Raw genomic sequence first — 26,814 nt, forward strand, 5'->3', positions numbered from 1 at the left:
GCCGGCCGGGGCGCCGAGGTCACTCCCGGCCGGGCGCGAGCGTGTTGCCGATGGACGCGAGCACGACCGCCACGATCCCGGCGATCTGCCAGGCGGAGACGGACTGGCCGAGGATCAGCAGCCCGAGCAGCGCGGCGACGGCGGGCTCCAGGCTCATCAGGATCGAGAAGCCCTGCGCCGGCATACGGCGCAGGGCGTCGTTCTGCAGCGAGTAGGACACGACCTCGCACAGCAGGGCGACGCCGAGACATCCCAGCAGCACCCACGGGTCGAGCAGCCGGGTGCCGGAGGTGGCCAGGGCCACCGGAAGCGTCAGGAGAGCGGCCCACGCGGTCGCCACCGTCAGCCAGCGCCCGTCGTCGGTCCGGCGGCCCAGGGCCGAGGAGACGAGGATGTAGCCGCCCCAGGTCACCGCCGCCCCGGCGGCCAGCAGCACTCCGGCGGCACTCACCGGACCCGTCGTGTCGGCGAGCGCGGTGAGACAGACCCCGACGGCGGCCAGCCCCGCCCACAGCAGACCGCGTGCGCGCAACGTGGAGAACAGGGCGATGGCCAGGGGGCCGGTGAACTCGATGGTGACGGCGACCCCCAACGGCAGCCGGTCCACGGCCGCGTAGAACGCCAGATGGTGCAGGGCCAGCAGCGTCCCGATGAGCAGGACGAGCCCGAGCGTCGCCCGGTCGCGCACCGTACGCGGCGACGCCCTCATGACGACCGCCAGCACGACGGCCGCGAACAGGAGCCGCAGCGCCACCACGCCCGCCACACCGGCGAGGGGGAACAGCAGCTTGGCGAGGGCGGCGCCCAACTCCAGGGCGACGATGCCGCCCAGCACCATCAGGGTGGGTGGCATCCCCCGCCCCGGCCCCCGCCCCGGGGGCGCGTCCGGCACCCCGGCGGCCCGCCTCTCCCGTTGTCCTCCCCTCATGCGGAGGACCGCGCCGGCAGGTTTCGCAGCCGTGCCCTCAGCGCGAGCATGCGCGCACACCTCTCCCGTAGGTCCGTGACGGGGAAGGGGCTCAGGACGTCCGGCAGTTCCTTGTCGGTCTCCGGGTCGCCCTCCGCCGTGAAACGGACGCCACCGTCCGGCCGGACCTGGACACCGTCGAGTACGGCCCATCGCTGGTTGAGCGCCACGGCGTGCTCCCGGGACACCCCCCGGGGCAGGTCGAGGCGGATCCGGCCCGAGGAGATCCGCACGGGGTAGCCGCCGGGCAGACCCGAGGGCCCCGGGAGGTTCGCGAGCGTGTCGCGCCGGTCGACGAGGTTCCCCAGGAGGAGTGCCGTGGCATGACCGCCCACCGCGTTGAGTTCGGCCCGCGCGGTACCGCGCTGTGCGCGCAGCGCCTCGGTGACCTCCGGTACGGGCGACCCGTCGAGCCAGGCCAGTGCCTCATCCTCGGGGTGGTGCGGCGTGTGCAGATGCACGTGATGACCCAGCACGCGCAGCGTGCCCGGATGCCGCTCGGCGCTCAGGGCGGACCGCAGCGAGGCGGCGATCGTCAGGACGTTGCCCGTCCCGCAGAACACCGGTAGGCCGAGCGCGTCCAGGACGGGATTGACCGCGTCGGGGAAGCAGGCGTTCACCAGCAGGGCCTGTGGACTCACCTCGGCGATCGCCTCCGCCAGGGTGAGGGCGGGCACCGACTGCAGCGGCAGGGTCACGCCGAACCCGGCGCGGGCCACGAGATCGCTCCACGCCGACGGGGCGCGGGTCCCCTCCCACGGCGACTGGTGCGAGGCGCAGTTGAGGACCACGGCGGGCTGGACGCGTGCCAGCACGTCACGGAACACCTCGGCGGAGTACTCCGGCGCCGGCAGCGCGCGGAACCGCGTTCCGGTCCCGCTCAGCGCGGCGCGGGTGTTCGCGATGTAGCAGACCTCCGCCGCGTTGCGCGGTGTGCCGGACAGCAGCGTCACGGTGCACCGCTCCGCGGCGGTCGTGGCGAGGGACGAGCAGATCGCCCGGGTGAGCGATCCGACTCCGACGATCAGGATGTCGCGACTGGCCAATGGAATTCCTCGGGGATCGGCCCGCGCCCGGGCGGGCGCGGGCCCCGGACCCACGACGAGCGGGGTCCGGGGCCCGCACGGCGGTTCCTAGTGCCGCTGCACTAGCGTGCGGCGGGGTGCGGAGCGGAGGGGTGCGGTTCCTTCAGCTGGTCGCCGCGGAAGGTGCCCGTTCCCTCGGGAGCGGCGGCAGGGTCGGTTCCCTCGTGAATGATCTTGTTCGAGCCGTCGACGAAGAGGACCCGGGGCTCGTGTGTCTTGGTCTCCTCCTCGGTGACGCTGGCGTACGCCATGACGATCACGAGGTCGCCGGGCAGCGCGAGCCGGGTGGTGGGGCCGTTGATCCCGACGACACCGCTGCCGCGGGGGCCGGGAAGGGCGTAGGTCGTCCAGCGCGCGCCGTTGTTGAGGACGACGACGTCCACCTTCTCGTGCGGCAGGATGTCCGCCTTCTCCATGAGGTCCGGGTCGAGAGTGATCGAGCCGATGTAGTGCAGGTCCGCCTGGGTCACGGTCGCCCGGTGGATCTTCGACTTCAGCAGTTCACGCTTCATGGTCGTCAACTCCTTCTTCGTTTCCCGTCCGAGGGGTTCTTCGTCGAGAAGCTCTGCGTCCAGTGGTTCTTGGCCCAGTGGTTCTTGGCCAGTGGTTCCTCGTCCAGCGGTTCTTCGCGAGACGGCGGGGGAGGGGTCAGCGGGCGGCCTCGGAGACCAGCCGGGCCATGTGCGGGGCGTCGGTCACCACCTGTACCTGGTCCGGTCGTACGCCTTCGTCCGTGGGCCGGTGGTAGACCCCGGAGCCGTGGACCACGAGGTCGTCGAAGTCATCGGCCAGCTTCCGGTCGACGGCGTTGAAGACACCGGTGAGCGCCATGACCAGCGACCACTCCCCGAGCGTGCGCGGGTCGTCGGGCAGCTCGCAGCCCGTGCCGCGCAGGTGCCGCCGCACCTCGCCGTAGCGGGCCAGGCACTCGTGCAGCGACACGATGACGCCCGAGCCGCCGTGCGCCTTCATCAGCCCCGTCATCTCGGGCGCGGTGGGGGGCTCCTTGGTGTAGAACGTGGGCTCCAGGTTCTCCCGCTCGGACCAGGTGGTCCGCGGGAAGTGGGGCGAGACGTCCTGTTCCAGCAGTCCGGTGCGGCTGTTGTGCCGGTACTCGACGCGGGGCTCCTGGCCCGTCCGGGCGCGCAGGAAGTGCCGCACCATGTCGCTGGTCGCGGAGTGCTGCACCAGCAGGAAGCCGGGCTGACGCACCGGCAGGCCCAGGCCCGCCAGCAGGTCGAGGCCGCGCTGGTAGCCGAGCAGTCCGTAGGCGCTGGACACCGAGTGGGCGTGCAGCCGCCGGCCCGGACCGCCACCGAACTCGTACTCGAAGAAGGCACGGCAGCAGTCCGCGGCCTGGTAGTTGGCGATGTTCAGGGACTGCCAGACACGCCACGGCCCGCGCCCGGGGAGGGACACGATGCGCGCGAACTCCGCGCCGATCCTCTTCACCGCGGCAGGCTCGTCGCCGTCGTACACCATCAGCGGGTTCAGCCGCCGCAGCTCGTCGGAGTCGATGAGCGGGTCGCGGCGGAACTTGTAGAGCGTCTCACGCGGGGTCAGCGTCACGATGCGCAGTTCGTCGGGGTCCGCGAGCCCCAGCCGCAGGGCCCGCCCGACCGCGTCGCGCAGGGCGATCGCCTTGTTCCCCGACGACGGCGTGAAGAGCAGGACCGGCTCGCCGGTGCGCCGGATGTGGTGGACGGCCCGCGCCACCATCAACAGCGAGGCGGGGGTCTTGCCGGTGCGGGTCGCCGGATTCCCCGTCAGGTCGAGCAGCGTCAGCCGCTTGTCGCCGTAGTCGTCGAGCCCGGTCCAGGAGGCCCGCGCGACACCGAAGAACTCCTCCCAGGTGTCGTTCAGCTCCGGGTAGTCGAACGCCGGGGCGAAGGTGTCGCCGGACACCGTGTCGCGCAGCCTCTCCGACACCAGCCGGATCCCGCGGTAGTACCGCACGATCAGACTGTCCGACGAGGTGGTCCTGATCTCCGAGTCGAACAGCGCGTCCGACGTGAGGGCGGTCGTCATGCCTCCACCTTTCGTGGACCGGTCATCCAGGCGCGGAAGCGCAGGAAGTTGGCCGCGGGATCCACTGTGATCCGCGGACTGCTCCCCGCGGGCGCTGGCTCCGTGGGGACGTACACCAGATGCGGGCCCCGGGGCGCGTGCATGAGCTCTGGTAGCCGCCGACGCAGATCCACCGGGTCGTCGATCCGCGTGCACGCGCGGTAGCCCATGGTCATGGCCATCAGGGGGATGTCGAACAGGGCGCTGGACGACTCCTGGCCGCCGGTCGACTCGTAGCCGCCGTTGTCGAGGACCAGGTGGAGCAGGTTCTCCGGCCGGTACTGCTTCACGACCATCAGCGCCCCGGGGTTCATGAGGAAGGCGCCGTCCCCGTCGACCACCACCGTCGTCCGGTCCGTCCGCCGGGCGATCCCCACACCGATCACCGAGGCCATCCCCATGGAGCCCGTCATGTACAGGTGATTGGGCGCGTCGCCCACGGCGAAGGCCTCCCGGCACGTGTAGCCCGTCGTGAACACGAGAGGGCTGTCGTGGCCGTGCTCGACGACCGTCTCCAGGACGTCCGACCGCCGGGTCACCGGGCCGCGCTCCAGCCGAAGGACTCCGGCGGCACCAGCAGGGCCACGGGCCCCGTCCGGTCGGCCAGCATGGTCTCGAACCACGCCACCGCGTCGCGGTCGCCGTCAGTTCCGAGCATGCGCCAGGGCACCCCCAGACGGTCGAGCACGGGCACGGTGACCTCGCCCATGCCGCGGTTCTCCCGGGTGCCGTCGACCCCGGTGCCGCGCATGCTGACGACCAGTCCGAGCGGCACGTCGAAGGGCTCGACCAGGGACGCCATGACGTTGACCGACTGTCCGAAGCCCGAGTTCTGCATGAGCACGGCGCCGCGCCCGCCGGCCAGGGCGGTGCCCACGGCCAGCGCGACGGCGTTGTCCTCACGATGGACGTACCGGAACTGCGGGTGGTGCTCCTCCAGTCGGCCGAGCAGCGGAGCCAGCACACCGCACGGGGTCGCCGCGCACAGGTCGGGACACCACGTGGTCAGCACGGACGCGAGGTCCGCGACGCGACGGCCGGGGGAGTTCAGCCGGTCCGGTTCCAGGGGTGTGCTCGTGTTCACTGTCATGTGTCTTCTTTCTCTCGGATCGAGGCACCGCGCCGGGACTCGCGGGGGAACGCGGTCGTGCGAGCGGTGGGAACGCGGCGGTGAGAGCGGAGAGGGAAGTCCGTGGGGCGGCGTCGACGGGCGATGTCCTCCACGGCACACCAGACTTCCCGCCTCCCGGTGCCGGGGACGAGGTGTGAGGGACACACCCCTGTGGCCCGGTCGTGGTGGCCCGGTCACCACCCGGGGCCGGCCCGGGACACGGCAACCGCCCGAACCGGGCGGCCGGAGGGTGACCGGGCCACCACCCCTCGGCCCTGACGCCCCGGCCGGTGCCCCGGTGAGAGACTGTCCACCACGTACCGGCACCGGATCTCTCCGGTCGTCCATGCCTGGTGAGGGCGGGAAGGAACCGACCGTTGCACGACTGGGAATTGCCCGAGGCCTTCGAGAGCAGGTCGGGGACGGTCCGCTGGAACCGGCTGGGCCCGCACGACGGTGCCCCCGTCGTGCTGCTGCACGGCACCCCGTTCTCCTCGTACGTGTGGCAGGAGATCGCCACCGCGCTCGCCGACCGGGGCCACCAGGTGTTCGTCTGGGACATGCCCGGCTACGGCGCGTCCGAGAAGACCGAGGGACAGGACGTCTCCCTCGCGGCGCAGGGCGAGGTCTTCGCCGAGCTGATGGCGCACTGGCGGCTGTCGGACCCGTCCGTGGTCGCCCACGACTTCGGTGGCTGTGTCTCTCTGCGGGCCCATCTGCTGCACGGCGTCCCCTACCGGCGCCTGGCCCTCGTCGACCCGGTGGCCCTCGCGCCGTGGGGCTCGCCGTTCTTCCGGCTGGTCGGCGAGTACGCCCATGTCTTCGAGCAGTTGCCGCCCGCGCTGCACCGGGCGCTCGTCCACGAGTACATCGCCTCGGCGAGCCACACGGGGCTGCGCCCCGAGGCGGCCGAGGCCCTGGCCCGGCCCTGGACGGACGGGACGGGGCAGGCTGCGTTCTACCGGCAGATCGCCCAGGCCGACCAGCGCCACACCGACGAGATCCAGGGGCTGTACCGGGACATCGAGGTCCCCGTCACCGTGTGCTGGGGCGAGGAGGACTCCTGGATCCCCGTCGCCAAGGCCCACGAACTGGCGTCACTGATCCCCGGTGCGCGGCTGCGGCTCATCCCCGGCGCGGGCCATCTGGTGCCGCTCGACGCGACCACGCCGCTGCTCACCGCGCTGGTGGCGTTCCTCGGGGAGGACGGCCGTGGCGCGGCGGCCCCGCATGGTGGCCCGGCCACCACCTCGCCGCCCGATTCGGGTGGTTGACGGGCCCCTGACCGGCGCCCGGTGGTGACCTGAGCACCGTGGGCGGGCGACAGCGGTGTGTTCCTCTCACCTCGTCCTCGGCACCGAGGACGAGAAGCCTGGTGTGTCATGGAAGACATCGCCACCGAGCTGTGCGCCGTCCTGTTCACGGAGTTCCGCCGCTACGACCAGCGCATCCGGGCACGGCAGTACGTGGACGGGCTGCTGAGTGCCGACGGACGCAAGTCCATCGCCAACATCGCGTCGGCGGTCGGCGTGCCCCGTGACACCCAGCGGCTGCACCACTTCGTCAGCAGCTCGCGGTGGGAGTGGACTCCGCTGCGCCGGGCCCTGGCCCGTTTCCTGGAGACGACGGGGCCCGCGTCCGCCTGGGTGCTGAAACCGGTGTCGATCCGCAAGACGGGCGAACACAGTGTGGGGGTGGGCCGGCACTTCTCGCCCGACACCCGTCAGCTCGTGAACGGCCAGCAGGCGTACGGCATGTGGTTCGCGTCCCCGCGGGTGACCGCGCCGGTCAGCTGGCGCCTCCGGCTGACCGGGCGGTGGTGCGACGAGGCGGCGGCGGACGCCGGTCCGCGCGACAGTGTGGCCGGGCTCCTGGAGGACGTACGGCGCTGGGGCGATCCGCTGCGGCCCGCACTGCTCGACGTACGCGGCGTTCCGGAGGAAGAGCGTCTCGTGGCACGGCATCTGGCGGACGGGTTCCCGCTCGTGACGCGGATCGGCGGCCGTGTGAGGGTCACGGCGGATCATCCGGCGCTGGGAGGTCACGGCCGGCGCGCCGCCCCCGCGCAGCGGATCCTCGACAGGGCGCTGCGGCTGCGTCACACCCGGCCGGCCACGGGGGCGGGCGGGCCGGAGACGGCGTTCGTGACCGCCCCCGTGCGTCTGGCCGGCCAGGGGCCGGGCGGCGGGCGGCCGCTCACCGCCCTCGGCGTGTGGCACGACCTGCGCCGCCCGCCCGCGCAGGTGTGGCTGACCAATGTGCGCGCCCTCTCCGCGCCAGCGTTCCTGAACCTCACCCGGCTCTCCGGGAGGGTCGAGCAGGGCTGGCGCACCCGTGGCGAGGCGGTCGGGCTGCGCGACTTCGAGGGCCGGTCGCTGGAGGGCTGGCACCGGCACATGACGCTGGCCTCCTGTGCGTACGCGATCTCCGCGCTGAGGTCGGTGAGCGCCGTCGGTCAGCCGGTGTACGGCGAGGGCCCGGAGGTGTGCGGGCTGTCCGCCTGAGGGGAGGGCTCCGTCGTCCGGCCGGTCCGCCGCTGGTGGCGCAGTACGTGGTTCGTCCGGTGGAGCCGCAGAGCCAGCTGCACGTCGAGTGCCTTCTCCGGCTTCGACCAGTCGGCACCGAGGAGTTCGGCCACGCGTTCCAGGCGCCGGGAGACCGTGTTGGGGTGCACGTGCAGCAGTTCGGCCGCGTTGGTCGGGCTGGCGCCCGAGGCGAAGAACGCGTCCAGCGTTCTCGTCAGATCGGTCAGCCGCTGTGCGTCGTAGTCGAGCACGGGCCCGATCGTCGCGTCGACGAAGGCGGCCACGTCGCGGTCGTCCGAGAGCAGCACGCCGAGAAAGCCAAGGTCCGCCGCCGACGCGCTGGCTCCCACGTTGCCCAGCGCGACGAGCGCCTCCATGCAGCGCATGGCCTCCTGATGGGCCTTGCGCACCCGCCCCAGGCCCTGGACCGGTCCGCCCGCGCCCACGGTCGCCGGGTGCCCCAGCAGTCCGTCCAGCTGGTCGGAGACCGACCGGGCGAACGAGCTCGCTCCCCAGCCGGGTTCGGGAGCGGCCGACATCGGCAACAGCAGGGAGACGCATCCGCTCTGGATGCTCCTGAGCCCGCCCACGCGGTGCGCGTACGAGGCCGCCCAGCTGGCGGCGCGCCCGGCGGTAGCGCCCTCGGGACGCACGACCACCACGACGAACGACTGGTCGTGGGCGATGCCCAGCCTGCTCGCCCGCAGTTCGAGCTGTTTGAGCGGTCGCCGCTCCAGGGCCAGGAGGTCGTCGAACAGCTCGTCACGGAAGGGGCTCGCCGCCGTCGCCTCGCTGCGCTGCACCTGGAGCAGCACGGCGACGGCCTGAGCCGCCAGCCGCATCCGGCGTACCCCGGCGTCGTCCAGAGGCTGCCGCGGGTGCAGCAGCAGTACCGCGAGTTCCTCGCTGCCCGCCATGACCGGGGTGGCCCACACCCCCCTGCCGTCACGGCCCACGCGCCGCGCGCCGGCCGTGGCGGGGGCCTGGACCGCGGCCCGTGCCTCGTCCTCGTCCGTCTCGGGCATCGTTCCGACGGAGGCGAGCGAGCGGTGTTCCATGTCCCGTATGAGCACGGCCCCGCCCAGGACCTCGGCCACCTCGGCGGCCAGGGTCTGCAGCCCGGTGCCCGTGAGGGCGAGGTCGACCAGTCTGCTGTGCGTCTCCCCGAGGCGGCGGAAGTCGGTGAGGCCGGCGACGTCGGCGTGACTGCGCTCCAGGGCGCGGGTCTTGTCTATGGCCACGGCCGCCAGGCCGCCGAGCGAACTCATCAGGGCGACGTCGTTGACGCTGAAGTGGCGTACGTTCCGGTCGGCCGCGTACAGCACGCCGAAGGTGTTGCCGCCGACCGACAGCGGAGCGGCGATGATCGCCCGGATCCCCTCCGCGCGCACCACCTCGTCGAGGACGCCGGTGTGCCGGAAACTGTCGTCGGAGAGGTAGTCGGGGGTCCAGATGGGGACGCCCTTCTCGGTGGCCGCCCGGCCGAGACCCGATTCGTCCGGCACCCGGTAGCCGACGGTGAGGGCGGAGGCGTGTCCGTCCGCGCTCTGTACGAAACTCTCGTTCCCGCCGTCGTCATGGAAGCTGACGTATGACATATCCATGCCAAGCAGGCTGCGGGTGCGTCGGGTGACGGTCTCCATGAGGGTGTCGAGCTCGTAGGGCAACGTCAGGTCGCGTGCCGTGTCGACGAGGGCGGACAGCTCCGCCTCCCGCTGCTGACGGCGGGCGAACAGCGAGTGCACCTGGAGCGCCAGGCTCTCGGCCCGCTCCAGTCGCAGGACGGCCTCGCGATCCGGCCTCGGGTCGCGGCGGCCGAAACCTCTCACGAGTTCCCGTACCCGGGCCGGCGGCGCCTCCGCCGCGAGCAGTTCGAGGACGGAGAGCATGTGCGCGGACTCGTCCGGGTGCCCGCCTTCGGATATCGGTAACTCGTCTGCGCTCACGCACTCCCCCAACCGCACCGGATCCGCTCCTTCTGCCCACGGCGGTGGGCCCGCCGTCCCGGCTGAGGCCGCCCCCGCGCACTCGCACGCCTGCCCCGCATGTGGCACACCCAACCCTGTGGCCGAGCCACCACCGAGGCGGCCGGGGCTGTCACTGGATCACCTTCCGGGGCGCGGGCCCCATCGAGAAGGGTGAGGGGAGATCGGCTCGCCGGAGCACCCCACACCTCGCCTGGAGGCCTCCATGTCGGACGTCCGCAGTCACCTCAAGTCGCTCGAACGCAGCCACCGCTCGCTGACCCGGCCGGACAGGCCCCGGGAGTTCACCCTCCTGGGCCGACGCTGGGACCTGCTCGGCGAGGTCTTCGCCCCCCTGTACTCCCCCTCGACACGCATCGGCGCCGAATTCCTCGGGCTGACCGGCACCGTCCCGCACCGGCCGCCCGCCTCCCTGCTGGAGATCGGCTGCGGCGCCGGCGTCATCGCGGTCCAGGCGGCACTCGCCGGCTGGGGCTCCGTGGTCGCGACGGACATCAACGAGCGGGCCGTGGAGAACACCCGTCTCAACGCGGAACGGCACCGGGTCACCGACCGGGTCACCGCACTGCACAGCGACCTGTTCTCCGCCCTCGACCCCGGCGCCCGGTTCGACCGGATCTTCTGGAGCTCCAACTACGTGATGGCGCCGGCCGACTACACGTACCGCAGTGTCCACGAGCGGGCCTACGTCGACCCCGGCTACCGCACCCACGGCCGGTACCTGTCCGAGGTCCTGCACCATCTGACCGACGACGGGGTCGCCCTCCTGCACTTCAGCGACCGGGGAGACCTCGGAGCCCTGCGGGAGATCGCCGCCGGATGCGGCCGGGAACTGCGCACGCTCCGGACCCGCACCGTCCACGAAGGATCCGACCCGGTGGAACACATGCTGCTGGAGATACGCCCGGCCCGGGAACGCGGGGCGCGGACCGGAACGGGCCTCGACCTCGTCCACGCCTGACGGCACCGTTCACGGGAAGGGCGCTGCCCACGTATGCGCACACTGCTCGTCGACAACCACGACTCCTTCACCTACAACCTCTTCCACCACCTGGCCGAACTGAGCGGCCGGGAACCGACCGTCGTCGGCAACGACGACCCGCACTGGCGGTCCGCCCACCTCTCGGCCTTCGACAACGTGGTCCTCTCGCCCGGACCCGGACACCCGGGCCGCGCGGGCGACTTCGGCCTCTGCCGCGAGATCGTCGAAACCGCCGGCATCCCCCTCCTGGGTGTGTGTCTGGGCCACCAGGGCATAGCCGTGGCGGGCGGGGGAGTGGTGGACCGGGCACCGGAGCCGCGCCACGGCCGTGCCTCACCCGTCCTCCACACGGGCCGGGAGATCTTCGCCGGTCTGCCGAGCCCCTTCGACGCCGTGCGGTACCACTCCCTCGCCGTCCACACCCTCCCCGCCGCCCTCGAAGCGACAGCCTGGACACCGGACGGCACACTCATGGGACTGCGCCACCGGCACCGGCCCCTGTGGGGAGTCCAGTTCCACCCGGAGTCCATCGGCACGCCGCACGGCCACCGGCTCCTGCGCAACTTCCTGCAGCGGAGCGGCACTCGGCGCCGCGGTGCCGCACCGGCGCTCGCGCCGAAACGGCCGCCGGCGAGGCCCCGGCGACGCCGACTCACCGTCCACGCGCGGCAGTTGCCGACCCGGTGGAACGCGGAAGTGGTCTTCGAGCACCTCTACGGGGCCGCCACCCACGCGTTCTGGCTCGACAGCAGCCGCACCGACGACGACTCCGGCCGCTTCTCCTACATGGGCGACGCGTCGGGCCCGCTCGCGCGCGTCGCCACCGCCGACGTGCACAGCCGCACGGTCCGGATCACCGGCCGGGACGGCCTGCGGCTGGTCACCGGCGGCTTCCTCGACTGGCTCGACGAGGACCTGCGCTCGATCCGGGTCGACGCACCGGACCTGCCGTTCGACTTCGCACTCGGCTGGGTCGGCAGCCTGGGCTACGAACTGGGGGCCGAGTGCGGCGGCCGGCCGACCCACCAGTCCGCCGAACCGGACGCGACCATGCTGTTCGTGGACCGCGCGGTGGTGTTCGACCACCACACCGGCACCACCCACCTGCTGGCGCTGACGGAGGACGACACGACGTCCACCGCGACCTCCTGGCTCGACGACACGACCGCACGACTGACCCACCTGGCGGGCAGGGAGCCGGGACCGGTGCCCGCCGCGCCCGCAGGCGCCCAGGCCGGCCGGATCGAGTTGCGCCACGACCGGGACGCCTACCTGGAACTGATCCGGCGCTGCCAGGAACAGATCGCCGCCGGCGAGTCGTACGAGATCTGCCTCACCAACATGGCCGAGGCACGCACCGCGCTGGACCCCTGGCAGGGCTACCGCCGACTGCGCCGGATCAGCCCCAGCGCCCACGGCTCCCTGCTGCGGTTCGGCGACCTGTCCGTGCTGAGCAGCTCGCCCGAGCGCTTCCTGCGGGTGAGAGCCGACGGCACGGCCGAGTCCAAACCCATCAAGGGCACCCGTCCCCGCGGAAGCACTCCCGCTCACGACCGCGCCCTTGCCGAGGAACTGCGCGCGGACGAGAAGGAACGCGCCGAGAACCTGATGATCGTCGACCTGGTCCGCAACGACCTCGGCCGCGTCTGCGAGATCGGCTCGGTCACCGCGTCCGAGGTCTTCACCGTGGAGACGCACGCCACCGTGCACCAACTGGTCAGCACCGTACGCGGCACCCTCCGGGCGGACGGCGGCGCGGTCCGCTGCGTGCGCGCCGCGTTCCCCGGCGGCTCCATGACCGGTGCCCCGAAGGAACGGACCATGCGGATCATCGACGACCTGGAGGGCGGGGCCCGCGGCGTCTACTCCGGCGCGATCGGCTACTTCTCCCTGCTCGGCACCGCTGACCTGTCCATCGTCATCCGTACGGCCGTCGTCACACCGGACCGTGTGCGGTACGGCATCGGCGGGGCGATCACGGCGCTGTCGGATCCCGAGGCCGAGTTCGAGGAGACGGCGGTGAAGGCCGCCCCGCTGCTCGCGCTGGTCGGCGGGGAGTTCCCGGGCCGACGGCCGGCGCTCATGGAGGCGGGCCTCACAGGTACTCCCTGACGCAGGGGGTGTCCCGCACGGCGTCGAGCAGTTCCGCACGGTCCCGCACCCGCTGCCGCAGCCGCAGCCGGTCCAGGTCCGCGCCCAGACGGCCGAGGTCGATGCCCCGTCGCCGCAGCGCCGCCACGGTGTCGTGGGCCGCCGGCGCCTCCCCGGACAGGGAGTCGCCGCGCGGCCTCGCACGGCGAGCCGCCTCCGCCACGGCCCGGGGCGACAGCAGGTGGGTCGTCCGCCAGGCCACGATCTCCTCCACGTGGCGCACGCCGGTGTCCGGCTCGTCGGAGTCCACGTCGTCGCCCCTGCTCGCGCCGGACCAGACGAGCCGCTGGGGCCGGGCGCCGGCGTGGCGCAGCGTGCGCCAGCGGCAGGAGTCGAGCCCGCGCTCATGGAGGTCGTAGGCGACACGGGCCAGAGCCAGTGCCGTGCGGCCCCGCAGGCCGGCGGCGTCCGGCGAGTCGTCCGGCCCGCCGAGCCGCCGGTCCACCGCCGCCTCCACCGCCGCCACGTCCAGGGCGGCCACACAGGCGCCCCGGACCGTCCGCCCGGCGCGATGTGCCCGCTCCAGGCCCTCCCAACCGGCGTCGAGCACCTCCCCGTAGCGCTCCACCGAGTGCAGGGGAGCCACGTACACCCCGATGCCTTCGGCCGCGCACGCGCGCACCACGTCCAGACCGGCGTCGGTCGCGGCGACGGTCACCAGCAGGTTCGGGCGGTTGACCGCCAGGGCGAGGGCGCGCACCTCTTCGAGCGTGGACGGGCCGTCGTCCGCGAGTCGCGCGTCGAGTTCCGCGCAGACCCAGCCGTCCAGGCCCTCGGCGGCCTCGTGCACGGGGGCGAGGAGGTCGCACGCCCAGCGCGCGTCGTACGCGGACAGGGCACGCACGATCTCCTCGGGCGAGGCACGCCGCCGGGCGAGGAGGCCCAGCTGTTCGAGGTACGCGTGGTCGCCGTGCCGCCGGAGCTCACGTGTCATCGCCGACGCGGACAGCACCACCCCGGTGATGTACGCGTCGGCGACCCATGTCCTCAGCGAGCCGTCGACCAGCTCCGGCCGGCCCACCCCCGCGAGCCAGACGGACACGCCCTCCGCGGCGAGGCTCCGCAGCACCGAGCCGTCCCCGGGGACGTCGGTGCCACGGCGTTCGTCTCCCATCGGTTCTCCCGTGGTCAGCGTGTCCACCGCGGTCACCGACAGGTGGCTCGCGCCAGACGGGGGGCGAGCAGCGAGGCGACCTCGCCGCCGTACGCGGCCCCGACACGCTCCAGCAGCTCCGTCGGCGACACCGCGTACTGCTGCGGGCCGAGGGCCTCCAACGCAGTCGTGGCCAGGGCGCAGCCCAGGGGGACGGCGGCCCGCAGAGGCAGGCCCCAGCTCCGTGCGGCGAGGAAACCCGCCCGGAAGGCGTCGCCCGCGCCGGTGGGGTCCACGACCCGCGTCGTCGGCACGGCCGGGAAGTACCGCGGCTCCGCGTCCGCCGTGTCGATCCTGACGCCCTCCGCTCCCCGGGTGGTGATCCACATCCCCGTCCGGACCAGCACCTCCTCGCGCGTCCAGCCGCTCAGGCCCAGCAGCATGGAGGCCTCGTACTCGTTGGTGAAGAGCCACCCGGCGCCGCCGACGAGCCGGCGGACCGCGTCGCGGTCCAGGCGGGCCAGCTGCTGCGAGGGGTCCGCGGCGAAGGGGATCCCGAGCTCCCGGCACTGCTCGGTGTGGCGCAGCATCGCCGTCGGATCGTTCGGGGAGACCACGACCAGATCGATCGCCCCGCCGCGTTCGGCCACTCGCGCGAGATCGATGCGGGAGGCCTCGGTCATGGCCCCCGCGTAGAACGAGGCGATCTGGTTCTGGTCGGCGTCGGTCGTGCACATGAAGCGCGCGGTCTGGCGCGTGTCCGACACATGGACGTGACCGGTGTCGACGCCGTACTCCTTGAGCCGGACCTCGTACTCGTCGAAGTCGGCTCCCACCGCGCCCACGAGGAGCGGCGTCAGACCGAGTGAGCCGAGGCCGAACGCGATGTTGGCGGCGGCGCCGCCACGGCGTACGTCGAGATCGTCGACGAGGAAGGAGAGCGACACGCTGTCGAGCCGGCCTTCGATCAACTGGTCGGCGAACCTTCCGGGAAAGGTGGCCAGATGGTCGGTGGCGATGGAACCTGTCACGGCGATGCGCATCGTGTCGCTCTCCAGCCGTACTCGGGGGCGGGCGGTCGGTGGGGGACCCGGCCGGGCTCGACGTTCCGGTGGATCTCCAGGGTCGCGGTGGACTTGTTGAGGGTGATGTAGTGCAGACCCGGCGCGCCCTCGTCCAGCAGCCGTGAGGCCATCGCGGTGGCGTACGCGACCCCGATGCGGTGCCCCTCGGCGGGGTCGTCGCGCGCGGCCTCCAGACGATGGGCGAGGTCCTCGGGGAAGGCGGCGTCGCTGAGCGCGGCGAAGCGACGGATCTGCCGGACGTCGGTGGCGGGCATGATCTCCGGGATGATCGGTGTGTCGCAGCCCGCCGCCGTGATCCGGTCCCGCAGGCGCAGGAAGTCGTCGACGTGGAAGAACATCTGCGTGATGGCGTAGTCGGCGCCGGCCCGGCACTTGGCGACGAAGTGCCGGATGTCGCTCTCCCAGTCGGGCGAGCGGGGATGACGCTCGGGGAAGGCGGCCACTCCCACGGAGAAGTCCCCCAGGGAGCGCACCAGTTCGACGAGTTGGTGGGCGTGACGCAGACCCTGCGGGTGGGGCACCCAGGGACCGCGCGGATCTCCGGGCGGGTCACCGCGCAGGACCAGGACGTCCCGTACGCCCGCGTCCGCGTACTGGCCGATGACGCCCCGCAGTTCGGCGACCGAGTGCCCGACGGCCGTCAGATGGGCGACGGGCCGCAGCGTGGTGTCGGCGGCGATCCGCCTGGTGACCTCGACGGTGCGGTGGCGGGACGAACCGCCGGCGCCGTAGGTGACGGAGACGAACGCCGGCGACAGCGCCTCGACGCGGCGGACCGCTTCCCACAGGGTGCGGGCGCCCGCTGCCGTCTTCGGGGGGAAGAACTCGAAGGAGAAACTGGGCCGTCGGCGGTCCGCGGGGCCGCCCGGCAGACGCGGGCTCCCTGTCCCGCTCCTCTCCAGGGTGCCCACCGCGCGCCCGCTCGCACCGGTCACCGTGCGAGGAGCGCACGGCGCCGGAGCTCGTCCGCGCGGTCGGTGCGTTCCCAGGTGAAGTCCGGGTGCGTACGGCCGAAGTGCCCGTACGCCGCCGTCCCCGAGTAGATCGGTCGGAGCAGGTCCAGGTCACGCACGAGGGCGGCCGGGCGGAGGTCGAAGACCTCGGTGATGGCGCGTTCGATGAGTTCGGCGTCGACGGTGTTCGTGCCGAAGGTCTCCACGAACAGACCGACCGGCTGGGCCTTGCCGATGGCGTAGGCGACCTGGACCTCGCAACGACGCGCCAGACCGGCCGCGACGACGTTCTTCGCCACCCAGCGCATCGCGTACGCCGCCGAGCGGTCCACCTTGGAGGGGTCCTTGCCGGAGAAGGCGCCGCCGCCGTGGCGGGCCATGCCTCCGTACGTGTCGATGATGATCTTCCGCCCGGTCAGGCCCGCGTCCCCCATGGGCCCGCCGATCTCGAAACGGCCGGTCGGGTTCACCAGCAGCCGGTAGCCCTCGGTGTCCAGCTTGACGCCGTCGTCGGCGAGCCCGGCGAGGACCTGCTCCACGACGTGTTCCCGCAGGTCGGGGGCGAGAAGGGCATCCAGGTCGATGTCCCGCGCGTGCTGCGAGGAGACGACGACGGTGTCGAGGCGGACCGGCCGGTCCGCCTCGTACTCGATGGTGACCTGGGTCTTGCCGTCCGGACGGAGATAGGGCATCGTCCCGTCCTTCCTGACGTCGGACAGCCGCCGGGAGAGCCGGTGCGCGAGATGGATCGGCAGCGGCATCAGCTCGGGCGTCTCGTCGGTCGCGTAGCCGAACATCAGGCCCTGGTCGCCCGCGCCCTGCGCGTCGAGCCCGTCGTCCTCCCCACCCGCGGCCGCTCCTTCGACGCGCTTCTCGTACGCGGTGTCCACGCCCTGGGCGATGTCCGGCGACTGCGAGCCGATCGACACCGAGACCCCGCACGAGGCCCCGTCGAAGCCCTTCGCCGACGAGTCGTAGCCGATGCGGAGGATCGTCTCGCGCACGAGTGCGGCGATCGGGGCGTACGCCCGTGTCGTCACCTCGCCCGCCACGTGGACGTGGCCCGTGGTGATGAGCGTCTCCACCGCGACGCGCGACAGGGGGTCCTCGCGCAGCAGGGCGTCCAGGACGGCGTCGCTGATCTGGTCGGCGATCTTGTCGGGGTGGCCTTCGGTGACCGACTCCGACGTGAACAGGCGGCGGGACATGGGCTCTCCTTCGGGCAGCGGGGGCAGCGGGGGCGAAAGTCGCGCAAGGGGGTCGGGCGGAGGATCAGACGGGCTGGTTCTCCTCGCTCGGGTCGCGGGGCGGCACCCCGTACGGCGCACTCGACCTCGACAGCGACAGGCCGCTGGTCTCCGGGGCCCAGGCCACCGACACCAGCGCACCCACCAGGGACAGGGCGCAGCCGCAGAGCACCACGGCGCTCACCCCCCACTCCTGAAGGCCGACGGGGACGAGGAACGTGCCGACCGCGCCACCGACGCGGCTGGTGGCGGCGGCGAAGCCGATGCCGGTGGCCCGGATCTCGGTCGGGAACACCTCGCTGGGGTAGACCGCCTGGAGCGTGCTGGACGCCGCGTGGAACAGCGCGAAGACGGCGAAGCAGCCGGCGATCGCCCACTGCGGGCCGTGCGGCCACAGGCCCAGCACCAGCAGGGCTCCGGCGGTGACCAGGAACGGGTGGATGAGCAGGTGCCTCCGGCCGACCCGGTCCATCAGCCAGACCCCGCTCACACAACCGAGCAGCAGGAACAGATTGAGCGCCACCTCGCTGGTGCCGTCGTCGCCCGCGCCGAGAGAGGCCAGCACCTGCGGGGCGAAGGTGGAGATGGCGAAGAACGGGGTGATCTGGCAGAGCCAGAAGAGGCTGGTGAACGCGGTCCTGCGCCGGTAAGGGCGGGAGAACAGTGTCGCGAGGCCGGTCCGTGCGGCCGGCGTCCGCTCCGCCCCCGTTCCGTCGTGGCCCGTGCCGAGCCATCGCCGGCTGATCGCGTCGGCCTCGGCGTACCGGCCCTTGCTCGCCAGCCAGTGAGGTGACTCGGGGGTGCCCAGCCGGGCCAGCAGCACCACGAGCGAGGGCACGGCGCTGCTGGCGAGGATCCAGCGCCACAGGGAGGGGTCGGTGCTCCAGGAGGAGAGGGCGAGGCCGACGGTCGCCGCGAGCGTGTAGCCCACGTACCAGAACGCGATGAGCGAGGCCAGCAGCCGCCCTCGTCGCGCGGGTGGGGCGAACTCCGCGACGAGCGCCCCCGCGATGGCGTAGTCGGCGCCCACGGCGACACCCATGAGCAGCCGTACGGCGAAGAGCTGCGGGGCGCTGTCGACGACGAGTTGGAGCACCGAGCCCACGAGGAAGACCAGCAGGTCGAACAGGTACATCTTCTGGCGTCCGAACCTGTCGGTGAGCCGGCCGAAGACGATCCCCCCGAAGAAGATGCCGATCAGGGTGGCGGCGCCGATCAGCCCGGTCTGGAGCGAGGTGAGGGCGAGGTCGGCGCGGGCGAGCGGCAGGGCGGTGCCCACGACGCCGAGGATCCATCCGTCGCACACCTCGCCGCCTCCGGCGCAGACCGCGATACGGGTCTGGAAGCGGTGGACGCGGCGTTCCTCGGGAGTGGTCGGGGCGGAGGAGGCACGGGGGCGGGGGGCCGGCATCGCTGACTCTTCTCTCGTGGGTGCGGCGGCTCTCGCTTGCGTGGGTCGGCTGTCTCGCGGTCGGTCGCTCTCTCGCGGGTATGGGCGTTTCTCGCGAGTGGGTCGTCTCTCGTGGCCGCGCGGGCGGACGGTCCGTCAGCGGCTGGCGACGAGATCCAGGGAGAGCCGCAGGTTCTGCGGGGGCCGCACATCCAGTTCCGCGTTCTCCGTCAGCACGGCGGTCTGCAGCTTGCGCAGCTTGTGCGACGGCTCGATGCCCAACTCGTCGGCGAGATGGCGGCTCAGCAGGTGGAAGACCTCCAGGGCGTGCGCGGTGCGCCCGCACCGGTAGAGGGCGATCATGTACTGGGCGTGCAGGTTCTCGTGCATCGGATACCGGGAGACGAGCAGTCCCAGCTCGGACAGCAACTGGTGGTGGAGACCGAGCCTCAGCTCGGCGTCCAGGCACTGTTCGAGGACCGTCATCCGCATGCCCTCGAGGCGGGCGACCTGCGCCTGGATGTGCGGGCCGGCCTGGACGTCGACGAGGGTCCGGCCGCGCCACAGCCCGAGTGCCGAGCGCAGCGAGGTGGCGAGGAGCATGTCGTCGTCGAACGCCTGGGCGCGGCGGGCCTCGGCCAGGTGACCCTCCAGCGCGTGGAGGTCCAGGCCGCCCTGGCGCACGCGCAGTACATAGCCCTGGTAGCGCGTCTCCAGGACGCGCTTCGCGGCCTCGGCGGAACCCACGGACGGCCACGCCGCGAGTGCCCGGCGCAGTTGGAAGACCCGGGTGTGCACGCTCTGCACCGCGCTGCGCGGTGAGTCGTCGCCCCACAGCTCCTGCACGCAGGTGTCGAGCGAGACCTGGTCGCCCGCGTGCAGGAGCAGCAGCGCGAGCAACTGCCGTGTCTTGGGCGCGGACGGCAACCGGCCCCCGATGTCGCGCGGACCCTCGCCCGCCGCGGCGCGGGCCGGGGAAATCACCGTCGAATCCGTCACGGAAAGCGGGCCGAGAACTCCGAACTCCATAGGAATTCCTCTCGTGTCGAAGTTTCCGGTGCTCCAGAACGTAACTCGGACACCACAACCGCTCCACGTTCCGACCCGAATCACTCAGGACTCTGTCAACCGCGCCCGATTTCACCCTCTTTGGCCGCGCTGATCCCCGTGATATCCAACGAGGAGTGAATCGTGAGACGGCCGTGGTGCTCTGGGATTCGTTCGCATCTCGACGAAAGGCCCTGGCCGTGGAAAAGAGTCTGGTCATCTTCGACTGCGACGGCGTGCTGGTGGACAGCGAGAAGCTCAGCTCACAGGCCATGCTGGAGATGGCGGCCGACGAGGGCCTCGCCCTCACGCCGGCCGCCGCGCTCGCCTTCATCCGTGGCCGCAAGGTCGCCACCTGGGTCTCCGAGCTCGAAACGGAACTCGGCAGGCCGCTGGCACCCGACTTCGTGCCGGAGTTCCGCCGGCGGGCGGCCGCCCTGTTCACCGTCGCCCTGCGGCCGGTGCCCCAGGTGCCGCAGATGCTCGACCAGCTGACCGTGCCGATCTGCACGGCCTCCAGCGCACCCCGCGACAAGATCGAGCACACGCTCGGACTGACCGGCCTGCTGCCGCGGTTCGCGGGCCGCATCTACAGCGCGTACGAGGTCGGCGCCTGGAAGCCCGACCCGGGGCTGTTTCTGCACGCCGCGCGTGATCTGGGCGTTCCGGCCGACCGGTGCGTCGTCGTGGAGGACAGCCTGGTCGGCGTGCAGGCCGCGGTCGCCGCCGGCATGACCGTGTTCGGCTACGCGCCGCCCGAGAACGGCACGGCCACCGCTCTCACGGCGGCCGGCGCGGTCACCTTCGAGTCGATGGACGCGCTTCCCGCTCTGCTCGCGACGGGGCCGGCGGGACGGCCCGTGAGCGGTTCGATATCGGCTCGCTAGAACGGCCTGCTTCAGTATGTGTGCCGTCTTTCCCCGGGTTCGGGGATCAGACCGGAAGGTACTCCTCACATGCCCATCGTTCTCGAAGAACTGCAGCGCGTCAGCCCTGCCGCCGAAATCTGGTGGGACTCCTCACCGCTCGATTTCCCCCGGTGGCGGAAGCATTTCCTGGACGGCGCGCCGGACAAGGAATCGCGCTACCGCTGGAGTCGTCAACTCGACCGTTTTCTCTGTCCGGAGGAACCCGGCACCTCGCTGGTCCGCGGAATCACGACCAACCCCTCACTGGTGGCGAAGAGCATTCTCGCCTCGCCCGAGATGTGGCGGGCGGAGATCAGGGAGACGATCCGCAGCCAGAGCCTCCCCGACGTGGAGAGCACCTTCCGTCTGGTGTACGAGGAGGCCCTGCGCCGAGCGGCCGCGCGGATGCTGCCGATGTGGGAGGCCAGCGAGGGCCGGTACGGCTGGGTCTCCGGCCAGCTCGATCCACGGCTGATGTTCAACGCCGACCCGATGCTCGAACAGGCACTGCGGATCGCGCGGATAGCACCCAACCTGATGGTGAAGGTCCCCGGCTCCGCGGCCGGCTACGAGGTGATCCGGAAGCTGGTGGCCCGCGGGACCTCCGTCAACAACACGCTCTCGTACACCGTTCCGCAGTTCCTCGCCTGCGCCGAAGCCGTCGAGTCCGGGCTCGCCGAGGCTCGCCGCCGGGGCATCGCGACCGACCGGTGGCGTGCCGTCTTCACCCACATGACCGGGCGCTTCGGCGCCAACACCGATCTCCGGTGCGAGGCCGCCATCCGCGGCATGGACCTCACCTCGAGCGAGATCCGCTGGGCCGAGGTCGCCATCCTCAAACGTGTCCACCGCCGGATCGCGGAACACGGCCACCCGGTGAAGCTGCTGCTGTCCAGCCTGGAGGTCGAGGACCCGGCAGCGGGTTCCGGGGCGCTGAGCATGCACCTGGAGGAGAGCGCGGGCGGAGCGATCGCCTACACCTGCAAGCCGCGGTTCGTGGCCGATGTGATGCGCCGTGACCACGAGCTGCCGGCCTTCGCCGCCGACGCCATCGAGCGCGAGGTCCCGGCGCGGGTGCTGGAGAAGCTGATGTGGCTCCCCTCCTTCCACCGGGCCTACGACCCGCAGGGCATGGGCGTGGACGAGTTCTCGCACTACGGCTCGTTCATCGAGACCTACGCCGAAGTCCTCGGCAACACCAGGAAGTTGCTCGACTTCATCGCCCACCAGCTGCAGACGATGTCCGACTCCGCGCAGCCGCTGCTGCTGTCCGGAAGCACCCGCTGACACGGCCCGAGGAGAGTGAGCCCCCATGCACCCGTCCATCGCGCTGTGGAGTCATCCCAGGTCGATGTCTACGGCGCTCGAACGGTCCTTCATCGAGCGTGGCGACTTCAAGGTCTTCCACGAGGAGTTCGCCTACGTCTTCTTCATGCACGAGAAACGCGCCGCGATCCCCCACAAGAATCCCCAGCCGGGACACCCGCTCACCTACCCCGAGATCAAGAGGGCGATGGAGGAGGCGCGGCGGGAACAGCCCGTGTTCCACAAGGACTTCCCCTACCACTGCCTGGACCACCTGCTGGCCGACCCCGCCTACCTGCGGAGCCAGGTCAACACCTTCCTGATCCGGGACCCGGAGGAAGCGGTCCTCTCCCATGCCACCGTGCACCCCGACGTCACGCGCGACGTACTGGGCTACGAGGAACTCGCCCGGCTCTTCGACCACGTGAGGGAACTGACGGGCACCGTACCGCTCGTCCTCAACGCCGCGGACCTGGCCGACCGGCCGACGCAGACCATCGCCGCCTACTGCGAGGCGATCGGCGTGCCCTTCCTGCCCGAAGCCCTCCGCTGGTCGGCGGGGGAGCGGCCGGAGTGGACCACCTGGAGCGGATGGCACACCGACGTCTCGGCGAGCAGCGGCATCCGGGCCCCCAGCCGTAACTACCGGTTCGGCTACGCCGACATGCCACACCTGCGGGAGTTCGTGCGCCACTGCGTGCCCTTCTACGAACACCTGGACCAGTTCCGGCTCCGGCCGGCGAAGGAGGTGGCGCTGTGAGCGCCCACACCGTGATCGTCACCGGCGGAGCCGGAGGAGTGGGCCGGGCCCTGGTGGGCCGGCTCCTCGACGAGGGCAGGACGGTCGTCACCTGCGACATCGACGAGGCCGGACTGAAGTCCCTCGCCGACGAACACGACGGCCGACCACTGGAGACGCACGTCCGCGACATCGCCTCGCACGAGGACTGCGACGCGTTCATGGACGCGGTCCTCGCGGCCCACCCGGACGTCGACGGGCTCGTCAACAACGCCGGCCTCTACCTCGGACAACCGGTGTGGGAGTACGACGACGAGACGATCGACCGGGTCATCGGCGTCAACATCAAGGGCCCGGTGTGGCTCTCGCGCCGCTTCGCCGGCCATCTCCTGCCCGCCGAGCGGCGCGGCGCGATCGTGAACCTGGCCTCGGTCGCCGGAGAGGTGGGCAGCTCCGACGCGCTGTACGGCACGGTCAAGGCGGGCGTCATCGGGCTCACCAAGTCCAACGCCATGAACTTCGCCCCCTACATCAGGGTCAACGTGGTCTCGCCCGGGCTGATCGTCCGTACGGCCATCGCGGACCGCATCCCCGACTACCGGTACGCCGAGTACAAGCGGCAGGAGCTGCTCGACGGCGACATCCTGCCCGAGTACGTCGCCGACGTGTGCGCCTACCTGCTGAGCGACCGGTCACGGACCCTGACCGGTGCCCTGCTGCGCGCCGACAACGGCTGCTACCCGCGCTGACCGCTGACCGCTGACCGCTGACCGAGAAAGGCTGAAGACGGTGAGCCGACACTCCCGCACCCGGGGCACGGCGCAGAGCCCCGCGAAGAAACCCCTCATCATGCTCGTCGGCATGGGGGACCTCTCGGCCAAGGTCCTCACCATGCTGCTCGCCGACCCGGCGACCGACCGGGTCGTGCTGGCGGGGCGAGACACCGAGACCATCCGCAGGCGGGGCAACCTCGCCCTGTTCACCGCGACCAACCTGGGCCGGCACGGCAGCGTCGACACCGTGCACATGGACCTGAGGAACGTCGAGGCCACGGCCGAGACCCTCGCACGCGTGCGCCCGGACATCGTCTTCATGGGCGGCTCCCTCCAGTCGTGGCGGGTCATCACCCAACTGCCCAAGCAGACGTTCGAGGAGCTGGACGAGGCCCAGTTCGGGCCCTGGCTGCCCATGCATCTGACGCTCAACCACCTGCTGATGCGGGCCGTGCGGGAGTCCGGCGTCGAGACGAGGGTGGTGAACGCCGCCTTCCCGGACGCCGTGGGTCCCGTGCTCGACAAGGTCGGCCTCGCTCCGACCATCGGCGTGGGAAACGTCGCCAACATCGTGCCCGCCCTCACCCACGGGGCCGCGCATCTCCTCGGCGAGCACCCGGCCGACGTTGAGCTGCGGCTGGTGGCCCAGCACTACTTCAGCCACTACGTCCCCCGCTTCGGCGACGCGGGCAAGGGCGCGTACCACCTGGACGTGCGCGTCGACGGCGGCGACACCCGAGCCGAGATCGACCACCACGCGCTGTTCGCCCAGCTCGACCACCGGCTCAAGCGGCTGGGCGGCATCGACGGCCAACTGCTCACCGCGTCCTCCGCCGTGCGGGTCCTCCACGGCATGGCGACGGACAGCGGCGTCCTCGCGCACGCCCCCGCGCCCGGCGGGCTTCCCGGCGGATACCCGGTCCGCGTCCACCGGGACGGCGGGACGCTCGACCTGCCGGACGGGCTCACCCGTGAGGAGGCCGTCCGGCTCAACGAGGACTGCCAGCGGGCGGACGGCATCGACCGGATCGACGACGACGGAACCGTGCACTTCACCGAGGCGGAGATGTCCGTCATGAACCGGCTGCTCGGATACGACTGCCCCAGCATGAAGCTCGGGGACTGCGCCGACTGGGCCGACGAACTGGGCCGCAAGTACGCCGCCTTCGCCGCCGGGTTCCGCTGAACCCGCCGCCCCGAGGTGCGCGCCCCGGGGCGATCGATCCCCCTCACACCGACAGACGACCGGGGAGACACGCATGACCACCGACACCGCCCCCTCGGCGGACGACTTCGCCGGCCAGTACGTCCGCACGCTCGTGGACCACTGGGACGACCTCATCGACTGGGACCGCCGCAGGGAGTCCGAACAGGGCTTCTTCGTCGACATCCTGGCAGGGGCCGGAGCCCGTCGGGTCCTGGACGTCGCGGCCGGCACCGGCTACCACGCCGTGACGCTGGCCCAGGCCGGCTTCGACGTCACCGCGGTCGACGGCAGCGCGGAGATGATCGAACGCACCCGTCTCAACGCCGCCCGCCACGGCAGGACGTTCCCCATCGTGCGGTCGGACTGGCGACGACTGCGGGAGAACATCGACGGCCGCTACGACGCGATCGTCTGCCTCGGGAGCTCCTTCCCCCATCTCTTCCGGGAGTCCGAGCGCCGAGCGGTCCTCGCCGAGTTCCACGAGGCGTTGAACCCCGGTGGTGTGCTCGTCGTCGACCACCGCAACTTCGACGCCATCCGCCGCCACCGGTACCGCAGCAGCGGCAACTACTACTACTGCGGTGCGGGGGCCTCGGTCTCGGTCGCGCACATCGACGACCGACTGTGCCGTTTCCGGTACGAGTTCCCCAGCGGCGACACCCACCATCTGGAGGTGTACCCGATCCTGTCCGCCGAGCTGTCGAACCTGCTCGTCGACTCCGGATTCGCCTCGGTCGAGGAATTCGGCGACTTCGACCGGGACTTCGACGAGGACGCCACCGATTTCATCATCCACGTCGCCAGGAAGCCCTGACACGACCGGCCCCCACCACGGTCGGACCGGTAGAGAAAGGCAGCGGTTGTGGCACCCGAGACATCGCCACCCACACCACGCTCACGACTCGTCGCGGCGTTCGTCATCACGGCGCTCCTGACCAGTTTCGTGGCGGCCACCTACGGATTCGGGTTCTATCTCTTCGCGCAGATCGTCACGGACATGCGCAAGGATCTCGGGTTCGGCTACACCGTGGTCGGCACGGTCACGGCGTCCGGCCAGCTCGGATTCCTGCTGTTCGCGCTGCTCGGCACCTGGCTGTCGACCCGCGTGGGCGGCGGCCAGGTGACCATCGGCTCGGCCGCCCTGTGCGGTCTGTGCCTGGTCCTCATACCGCTGACGGACAGCATCGTCGTCATCGGTGTGCTGCTGACGATCATGGGCGGTACGGCGGCCTCCGTCTATGTGCCGCTGGTCGAGATCGTCGGCAGGACCATCGACTACGAACACCGCGGCAAGGTGCTGGGACTGATCTCCAGCGGCACCAGCTACGGCGTCTTCGTCAACAGCCTCCTGGTCCCCTCGTTCGTCGGCGGGGGCAACTGGCGCGGCCTCTGGTACTGCGTCGGCCTCGGCACCCTGACCTCCACCGCGATCGCGGCCTTCGCCTTCCACCGGCTGGGGCTGTTCCGGAGCGAGCGGAACCTCGAGCAGGCACAGGACCCACAGGACGCACAGGACCCCGGAACCCCGCGGACCGCGGACCGCGACGACAGCGCGCGAGCGGGCTGGCGCATGGTGCTCGTCCGGTGGGTCGTCATCGTCTGGGTGATGAAGTTCCTCAACGGGTTCGCCTGTATGCCGTTCCAGAACTATCTCTCGCCCTACCTGCGGGAGGGACTCGGCTTCGACATCGGGTTCGCGGCACAGGTGTGGGGCGTCATCGGCGTCATCGGCATGTTCGCGGGATTCGCCGTCGGCTGGCTCTCCGACCGGATCGGCGTACGCACGTCGCTGGTCCTGTGCTACGGCATGTTCTTCGTCTCGGCGGTCCTGCTCGTGGTGGCGCCGATCGGCTATCTCCCCATGGTCTCCGGAATCCTCTTCGCCCTCGCCTTCTATCCCATCTACGGCCTCGTTCCCGCCTATGTGTCGAAAACCGCCTCCGGCGCCGCCGCGACCGTCATCTTCGGCGTCACGAACGTGACGCAGGGGCTCGGCGGAATCGTCGGGAACTACACGGCGGGCTTCCTCAAGTCATGGACCGGGGACTTCACCTGGTACTACGTCGTGATCGCCGTGACCACCCTGGTCCTGGGCGCGCTGACTCTGCAGCTCCCCCACGAGGGGTCACCCGAGAGCGCCATCGGCCGCACCGGCCCGCCGCCCACCAGCGACAAGGACCTCTCCCATGCCTAG

Annotated in this window: 24 protein-coding genes; 11 read left to right on the forward strand and 13 right to left on the reverse strand. The window is 71.5% G+C overall.

The genetic code is table 11. The features are described 5' to 3' along the window. Positions 1-19: 19 nt before the first annotated feature. The 6 genes from RM704_RS34975 to RM704_RS35000 form a co-directional block, all read right to left on the reverse strand. A complete protein-coding gene (locus tag RM704_RS34975) occupies positions 20-853 on the reverse strand; it encodes an EamA family transporter (protein WP_107072307.1) in 834 nt (277 codons plus the stop codon). A 71-nt stretch (positions 854-924) separates the two neighbouring features. Further along, positions 925-2,013, reverse strand: a complete 1,089-nt coding sequence (locus RM704_RS34980; RefSeq protein WP_052146089.1) for a hypothetical protein — start codon at positions 2,011-2,013, stop codon at positions 925-927. Positions 2,014-2,114: 101 nt separating this feature from the next. Next, complete coding sequence (gene panD, locus RM704_RS34985) at positions 2,115-2,564, reverse strand: aspartate 1-decarboxylase (protein WP_033527844.1); 450 nt, start codon at positions 2,562-2,564, stop codon at positions 2,115-2,117. A gap of 136 nt (positions 2,565-2,700) precedes the next feature. Next, on the reverse strand, positions 2,701-4,080 hold the full coding sequence (locus RM704_RS34990; protein WP_052146088.1) for a DUF6002 family protein: 1,380 nt from the start codon (positions 4,078-4,080) through the stop codon (positions 2,701-2,703). Beyond that, positions 4,077-4,658, reverse strand: coding sequence for a thiamine pyrophosphate-dependent enzyme (locus RM704_RS34995; protein ID WP_052146087.1), 582 nt, complete (start codon positions 4,656-4,658; stop codon positions 4,077-4,079). Before RM704_RS34995 ends, RM704_RS34990 begins: the two co-directional genes overlap by 4 nt. Then, complete coding sequence (locus tag RM704_RS35000; protein WP_052146086.1) at positions 4,655-5,209, reverse strand: hypothetical protein; 555 nt, start codon at positions 5,207-5,209, stop codon at positions 4,655-4,657. Before RM704_RS35000 ends, RM704_RS34995 begins: the two co-directional genes overlap by 4 nt. Positions 5,210-5,607: 398 nt before the next feature. Here RM704_RS35000 and RM704_RS35005 point away from each other — a divergent pair, with 398 nt between their 5' ends. Together RM704_RS35005 and RM704_RS35010 are read left to right on the forward strand one after the other, a co-directional pair. Further along, entirely contained in the window at positions 5,608-6,504 is an 897-nt protein-coding gene (locus RM704_RS35005; protein WP_052146085.1) for an alpha/beta fold hydrolase, read from the forward strand. Positions 6,505-6,612: 108 nt separating this feature from the next. Then, positions 6,613-7,734 carry an IS701 family transposase gene (locus tag RM704_RS35010; protein WP_052146084.1) on the forward strand — a complete coding sequence of 374 codons (1,122 nt, stop codon included), beginning with the start codon at positions 6,613-6,615 and terminating at the stop codon, positions 7,732-7,734. Here the strand turns inward: RM704_RS35010 and RM704_RS35015 are convergent. Then, positions 7,686-9,701 (reverse strand): helix-turn-helix domain-containing protein, encoded by a 2,016-nt coding sequence (locus tag RM704_RS35015; RefSeq protein WP_311591990.1) that lies wholly within the window; start codon positions 9,699-9,701, stop codon positions 7,686-7,688. The genes RM704_RS35010 and RM704_RS35015 overlap by 49 nt on opposite strands. Before the next feature lie 244 nt (positions 9,702-9,945). On the opposite strand from RM704_RS35015, the gene RM704_RS35020 reads away from it, so the two are divergent. Together RM704_RS35020 and pabB are read left to right on the forward strand one after the other, a co-directional pair. Then, positions 9,946-10,701 (forward strand): methyltransferase domain-containing protein, encoded by a 756-nt coding sequence (locus RM704_RS35020; RefSeq protein ID WP_052146083.1) that lies wholly within the window; start codon positions 9,946-9,948, stop codon positions 10,699-10,701. 33 nt (positions 10,702-10,734) lie between these two features. Next, positions 10,735-12,834, forward strand: coding sequence for an aminodeoxychorismate synthase component I (gene pabB / locus RM704_RS35025; protein WP_033527842.1), 2,100 nt, complete (start codon positions 10,735-10,737; stop codon positions 12,832-12,834). On the opposite strand, the gene RM704_RS35030 is transcribed toward pabB, so the two are convergent. The 6 genes from RM704_RS35030 to RM704_RS35055 form a co-directional block, all read right to left on the reverse strand. Then, the gene (locus RM704_RS35030) at positions 12,818-13,987 is read right to left on the reverse strand and encodes a transaldolase family protein (protein ID WP_063774490.1); all 1,170 of its coding nucleotides are present in this window, start codon (positions 13,985-13,987) and stop codon (positions 12,818-12,820) included. The genes pabB and RM704_RS35030 overlap by 17 nt on opposite strands. A 32-nt stretch (positions 13,988-14,019) precedes the next feature. Then, entirely contained in the window at positions 14,020-15,009 is a 990-nt protein-coding gene (locus tag RM704_RS35035; RefSeq protein ID WP_033527841.1) for a carbohydrate kinase family protein, read from the reverse strand. Continuing rightward, positions 14,994-15,923 carry a methylenetetrahydrofolate reductase [NAD(P)H] gene (metF, locus tag RM704_RS35040; protein WP_052146098.1) on the reverse strand — a complete coding sequence of 310 codons (930 nt, stop codon included), beginning with the start codon at positions 15,921-15,923 and terminating at the stop codon, positions 14,994-14,996. Before metF ends, RM704_RS35035 begins: the two co-directional genes overlap by 16 nt. Positions 15,924-15,982: 59 nt before the next feature. Further along, a complete protein-coding gene (gene metK, locus RM704_RS35045) occupies positions 15,983-17,212 on the reverse strand; it encodes a methionine adenosyltransferase (RefSeq protein ID WP_033527840.1) in 1,230 nt (409 codons plus the stop codon). A 64-nt stretch (positions 17,213-17,276) separates the two neighbouring features. Beyond that, complete coding sequence (locus RM704_RS35050) at positions 17,277-18,662, reverse strand: MFS transporter (protein WP_063774487.1); 1,386 nt, start codon at positions 18,660-18,662, stop codon at positions 17,277-17,279. A gap of 135 nt (positions 18,663-18,797) precedes the next feature. After that, positions 18,798-19,670, reverse strand: coding sequence for an AfsR/SARP family transcriptional regulator (locus RM704_RS35055; RefSeq protein WP_033527839.1), 873 nt, complete (start codon positions 19,668-19,670; stop codon positions 18,798-18,800). Between the two features lie 218 nt (positions 19,671-19,888). Here RM704_RS35055 and RM704_RS35060 point away from each other — a divergent pair, with 218 nt between their 5' ends. The 7 genes from RM704_RS35060 (at position 19,889) to RM704_RS35090 (ending at position 26,814) form a co-directional block, all read left to right on the forward strand. Next, the gene (locus tag RM704_RS35060; RefSeq protein ID WP_157856707.1) at positions 19,889-20,575 is read left to right on the forward strand and encodes an HAD family hydrolase; all 687 of its coding nucleotides are present in this window, start codon (positions 19,889-19,891) and stop codon (positions 20,573-20,575) included. A 69-nt stretch (positions 20,576-20,644) separates the two neighbouring features. Next, on the forward strand, positions 20,645-21,883 hold the full coding sequence (locus tag RM704_RS35065; protein ID WP_033527838.1) for a transaldolase family protein: 1,239 nt from the start codon (positions 20,645-20,647) through the stop codon (positions 21,881-21,883). Positions 21,884-21,908: 25 nt separating this feature from the next. Next, a complete protein-coding gene (locus RM704_RS35070) occupies positions 21,909-22,661 on the forward strand; it encodes a sulfotransferase-like domain-containing protein (RefSeq protein ID WP_033527837.1) in 753 nt (250 codons plus the stop codon). Beyond that, complete coding sequence (locus RM704_RS35075) at positions 22,658-23,389, forward strand: SDR family NAD(P)-dependent oxidoreductase (RefSeq protein ID WP_033527836.1); 732 nt, start codon at positions 22,658-22,660, stop codon at positions 23,387-23,389. Before RM704_RS35070 ends, RM704_RS35075 begins: the two co-directional genes overlap by 4 nt. A gap of 40 nt (positions 23,390-23,429) precedes the next feature. After that, positions 23,430-24,599, forward strand: coding sequence for a hypothetical protein (locus RM704_RS35080; RefSeq protein WP_052146081.1), 1,170 nt, complete (start codon positions 23,430-23,432; stop codon positions 24,597-24,599). 73 nt (positions 24,600-24,672) lie between these two features. Next, positions 24,673-25,434, forward strand: coding sequence for a class I SAM-dependent methyltransferase (locus RM704_RS35085; protein ID WP_033527835.1), 762 nt, complete (start codon positions 24,673-24,675; stop codon positions 25,432-25,434). Between the two features lie 48 nt (positions 25,435-25,482). Beyond that, positions 25,483-26,814 carry an MFS transporter gene (locus RM704_RS35090; protein ID WP_078937159.1) on the forward strand — a complete coding sequence of 444 codons (1,332 nt, stop codon included), beginning with the start codon at positions 25,483-25,485 and terminating at the stop codon, positions 26,812-26,814.

This window comes from Streptomyces gottesmaniae, from assembly GCF_031845845.1.
Classification (GTDB): Bacteria; Actinomycetota; Actinomycetes; order Streptomycetales; family Streptomycetaceae; genus Streptomyces; species Streptomyces akebiae.

Bases quoted from the DNA above. Each gene is read 5' to 3' on its own strand.
- RM704_RS34975 (WP_107072307.1), bottom strand. From the start codon at position 853: ATGCCACCCACCCTGATGGTGCTGGGCGGCATCGTCGCCCTGGAGTTG.
- panD (WP_033527844.1), bottom strand. From the start codon at position 2,564: ATGAAGCGTGAACTGCTGAAGTCGAAGATCCACCGGGCGACCGTGACC.
- RM704_RS34990 (WP_052146088.1), bottom strand. From the start codon at position 4,080: ATGACGACCGCCCTCACGTCGGACGCGCTGTTCGACTCGGAGATCAGG.
- RM704_RS35000 (WP_052146086.1), bottom strand. From the start codon at position 5,209: ATGACAGTGAACACGAGCACACCCCTGGAACCGGACCGGCTGAACTCC.
- RM704_RS35010 (WP_052146084.1), top strand. From the start codon at position 6,613: ATGGAAGACATCGCCACCGAGCTGTGCGCCGTCCTGTTCACGGAGTTC.
- RM704_RS35020 (WP_052146083.1), top strand. From the start codon at position 9,946: ATGTCGGACGTCCGCAGTCACCTCAAGTCGCTCGAACGCAGCCACCGC.
- pabB (WP_033527842.1), top strand. From the start codon at position 10,735: ATGCGCACACTGCTCGTCGACAACCACGACTCCTTCACCTACAACCTC.
- RM704_RS35030 (WP_063774490.1), bottom strand. From the start codon at position 13,987: ATGGGAGACGAACGCCGTGGCACCGACGTCCCCGGGGACGGCTCGGTG.
- RM704_RS35035 (WP_033527841.1), bottom strand. From the start codon at position 15,009: ATGCGCATCGCCGTGACAGGTTCCATCGCCACCGACCATCTGGCCACC.
- metK (WP_033527840.1), bottom strand. From the start codon at position 17,212: ATGTCCCGCCGCCTGTTCACGTCGGAGTCGGTCACCGAAGGCCACCCC.
- RM704_RS35050 (WP_063774487.1), bottom strand. From the start codon at position 18,662: ATGCCGGCCCCCCGCCCCCGTGCCTCCTCCGCCCCGACCACTCCCGAG.
- RM704_RS35055 (WP_033527839.1), bottom strand. From the start codon at position 19,670: ATGGAGTTCGGAGTTCTCGGCCCGCTTTCCGTGACGGATTCGACGGTG.
- RM704_RS35065 (WP_033527838.1), top strand. From the start codon at position 20,645: ATGCCCATCGTTCTCGAAGAACTGCAGCGCGTCAGCCCTGCCGCCGAA.
- RM704_RS35070 (WP_033527837.1), top strand. From the start codon at position 21,909: ATGCACCCGTCCATCGCGCTGTGGAGTCATCCCAGGTCGATGTCTACG.
- RM704_RS35085 (WP_033527835.1), top strand. From the start codon at position 24,673: ATGACCACCGACACCGCCCCCTCGGCGGACGACTTCGCCGGCCAGTAC.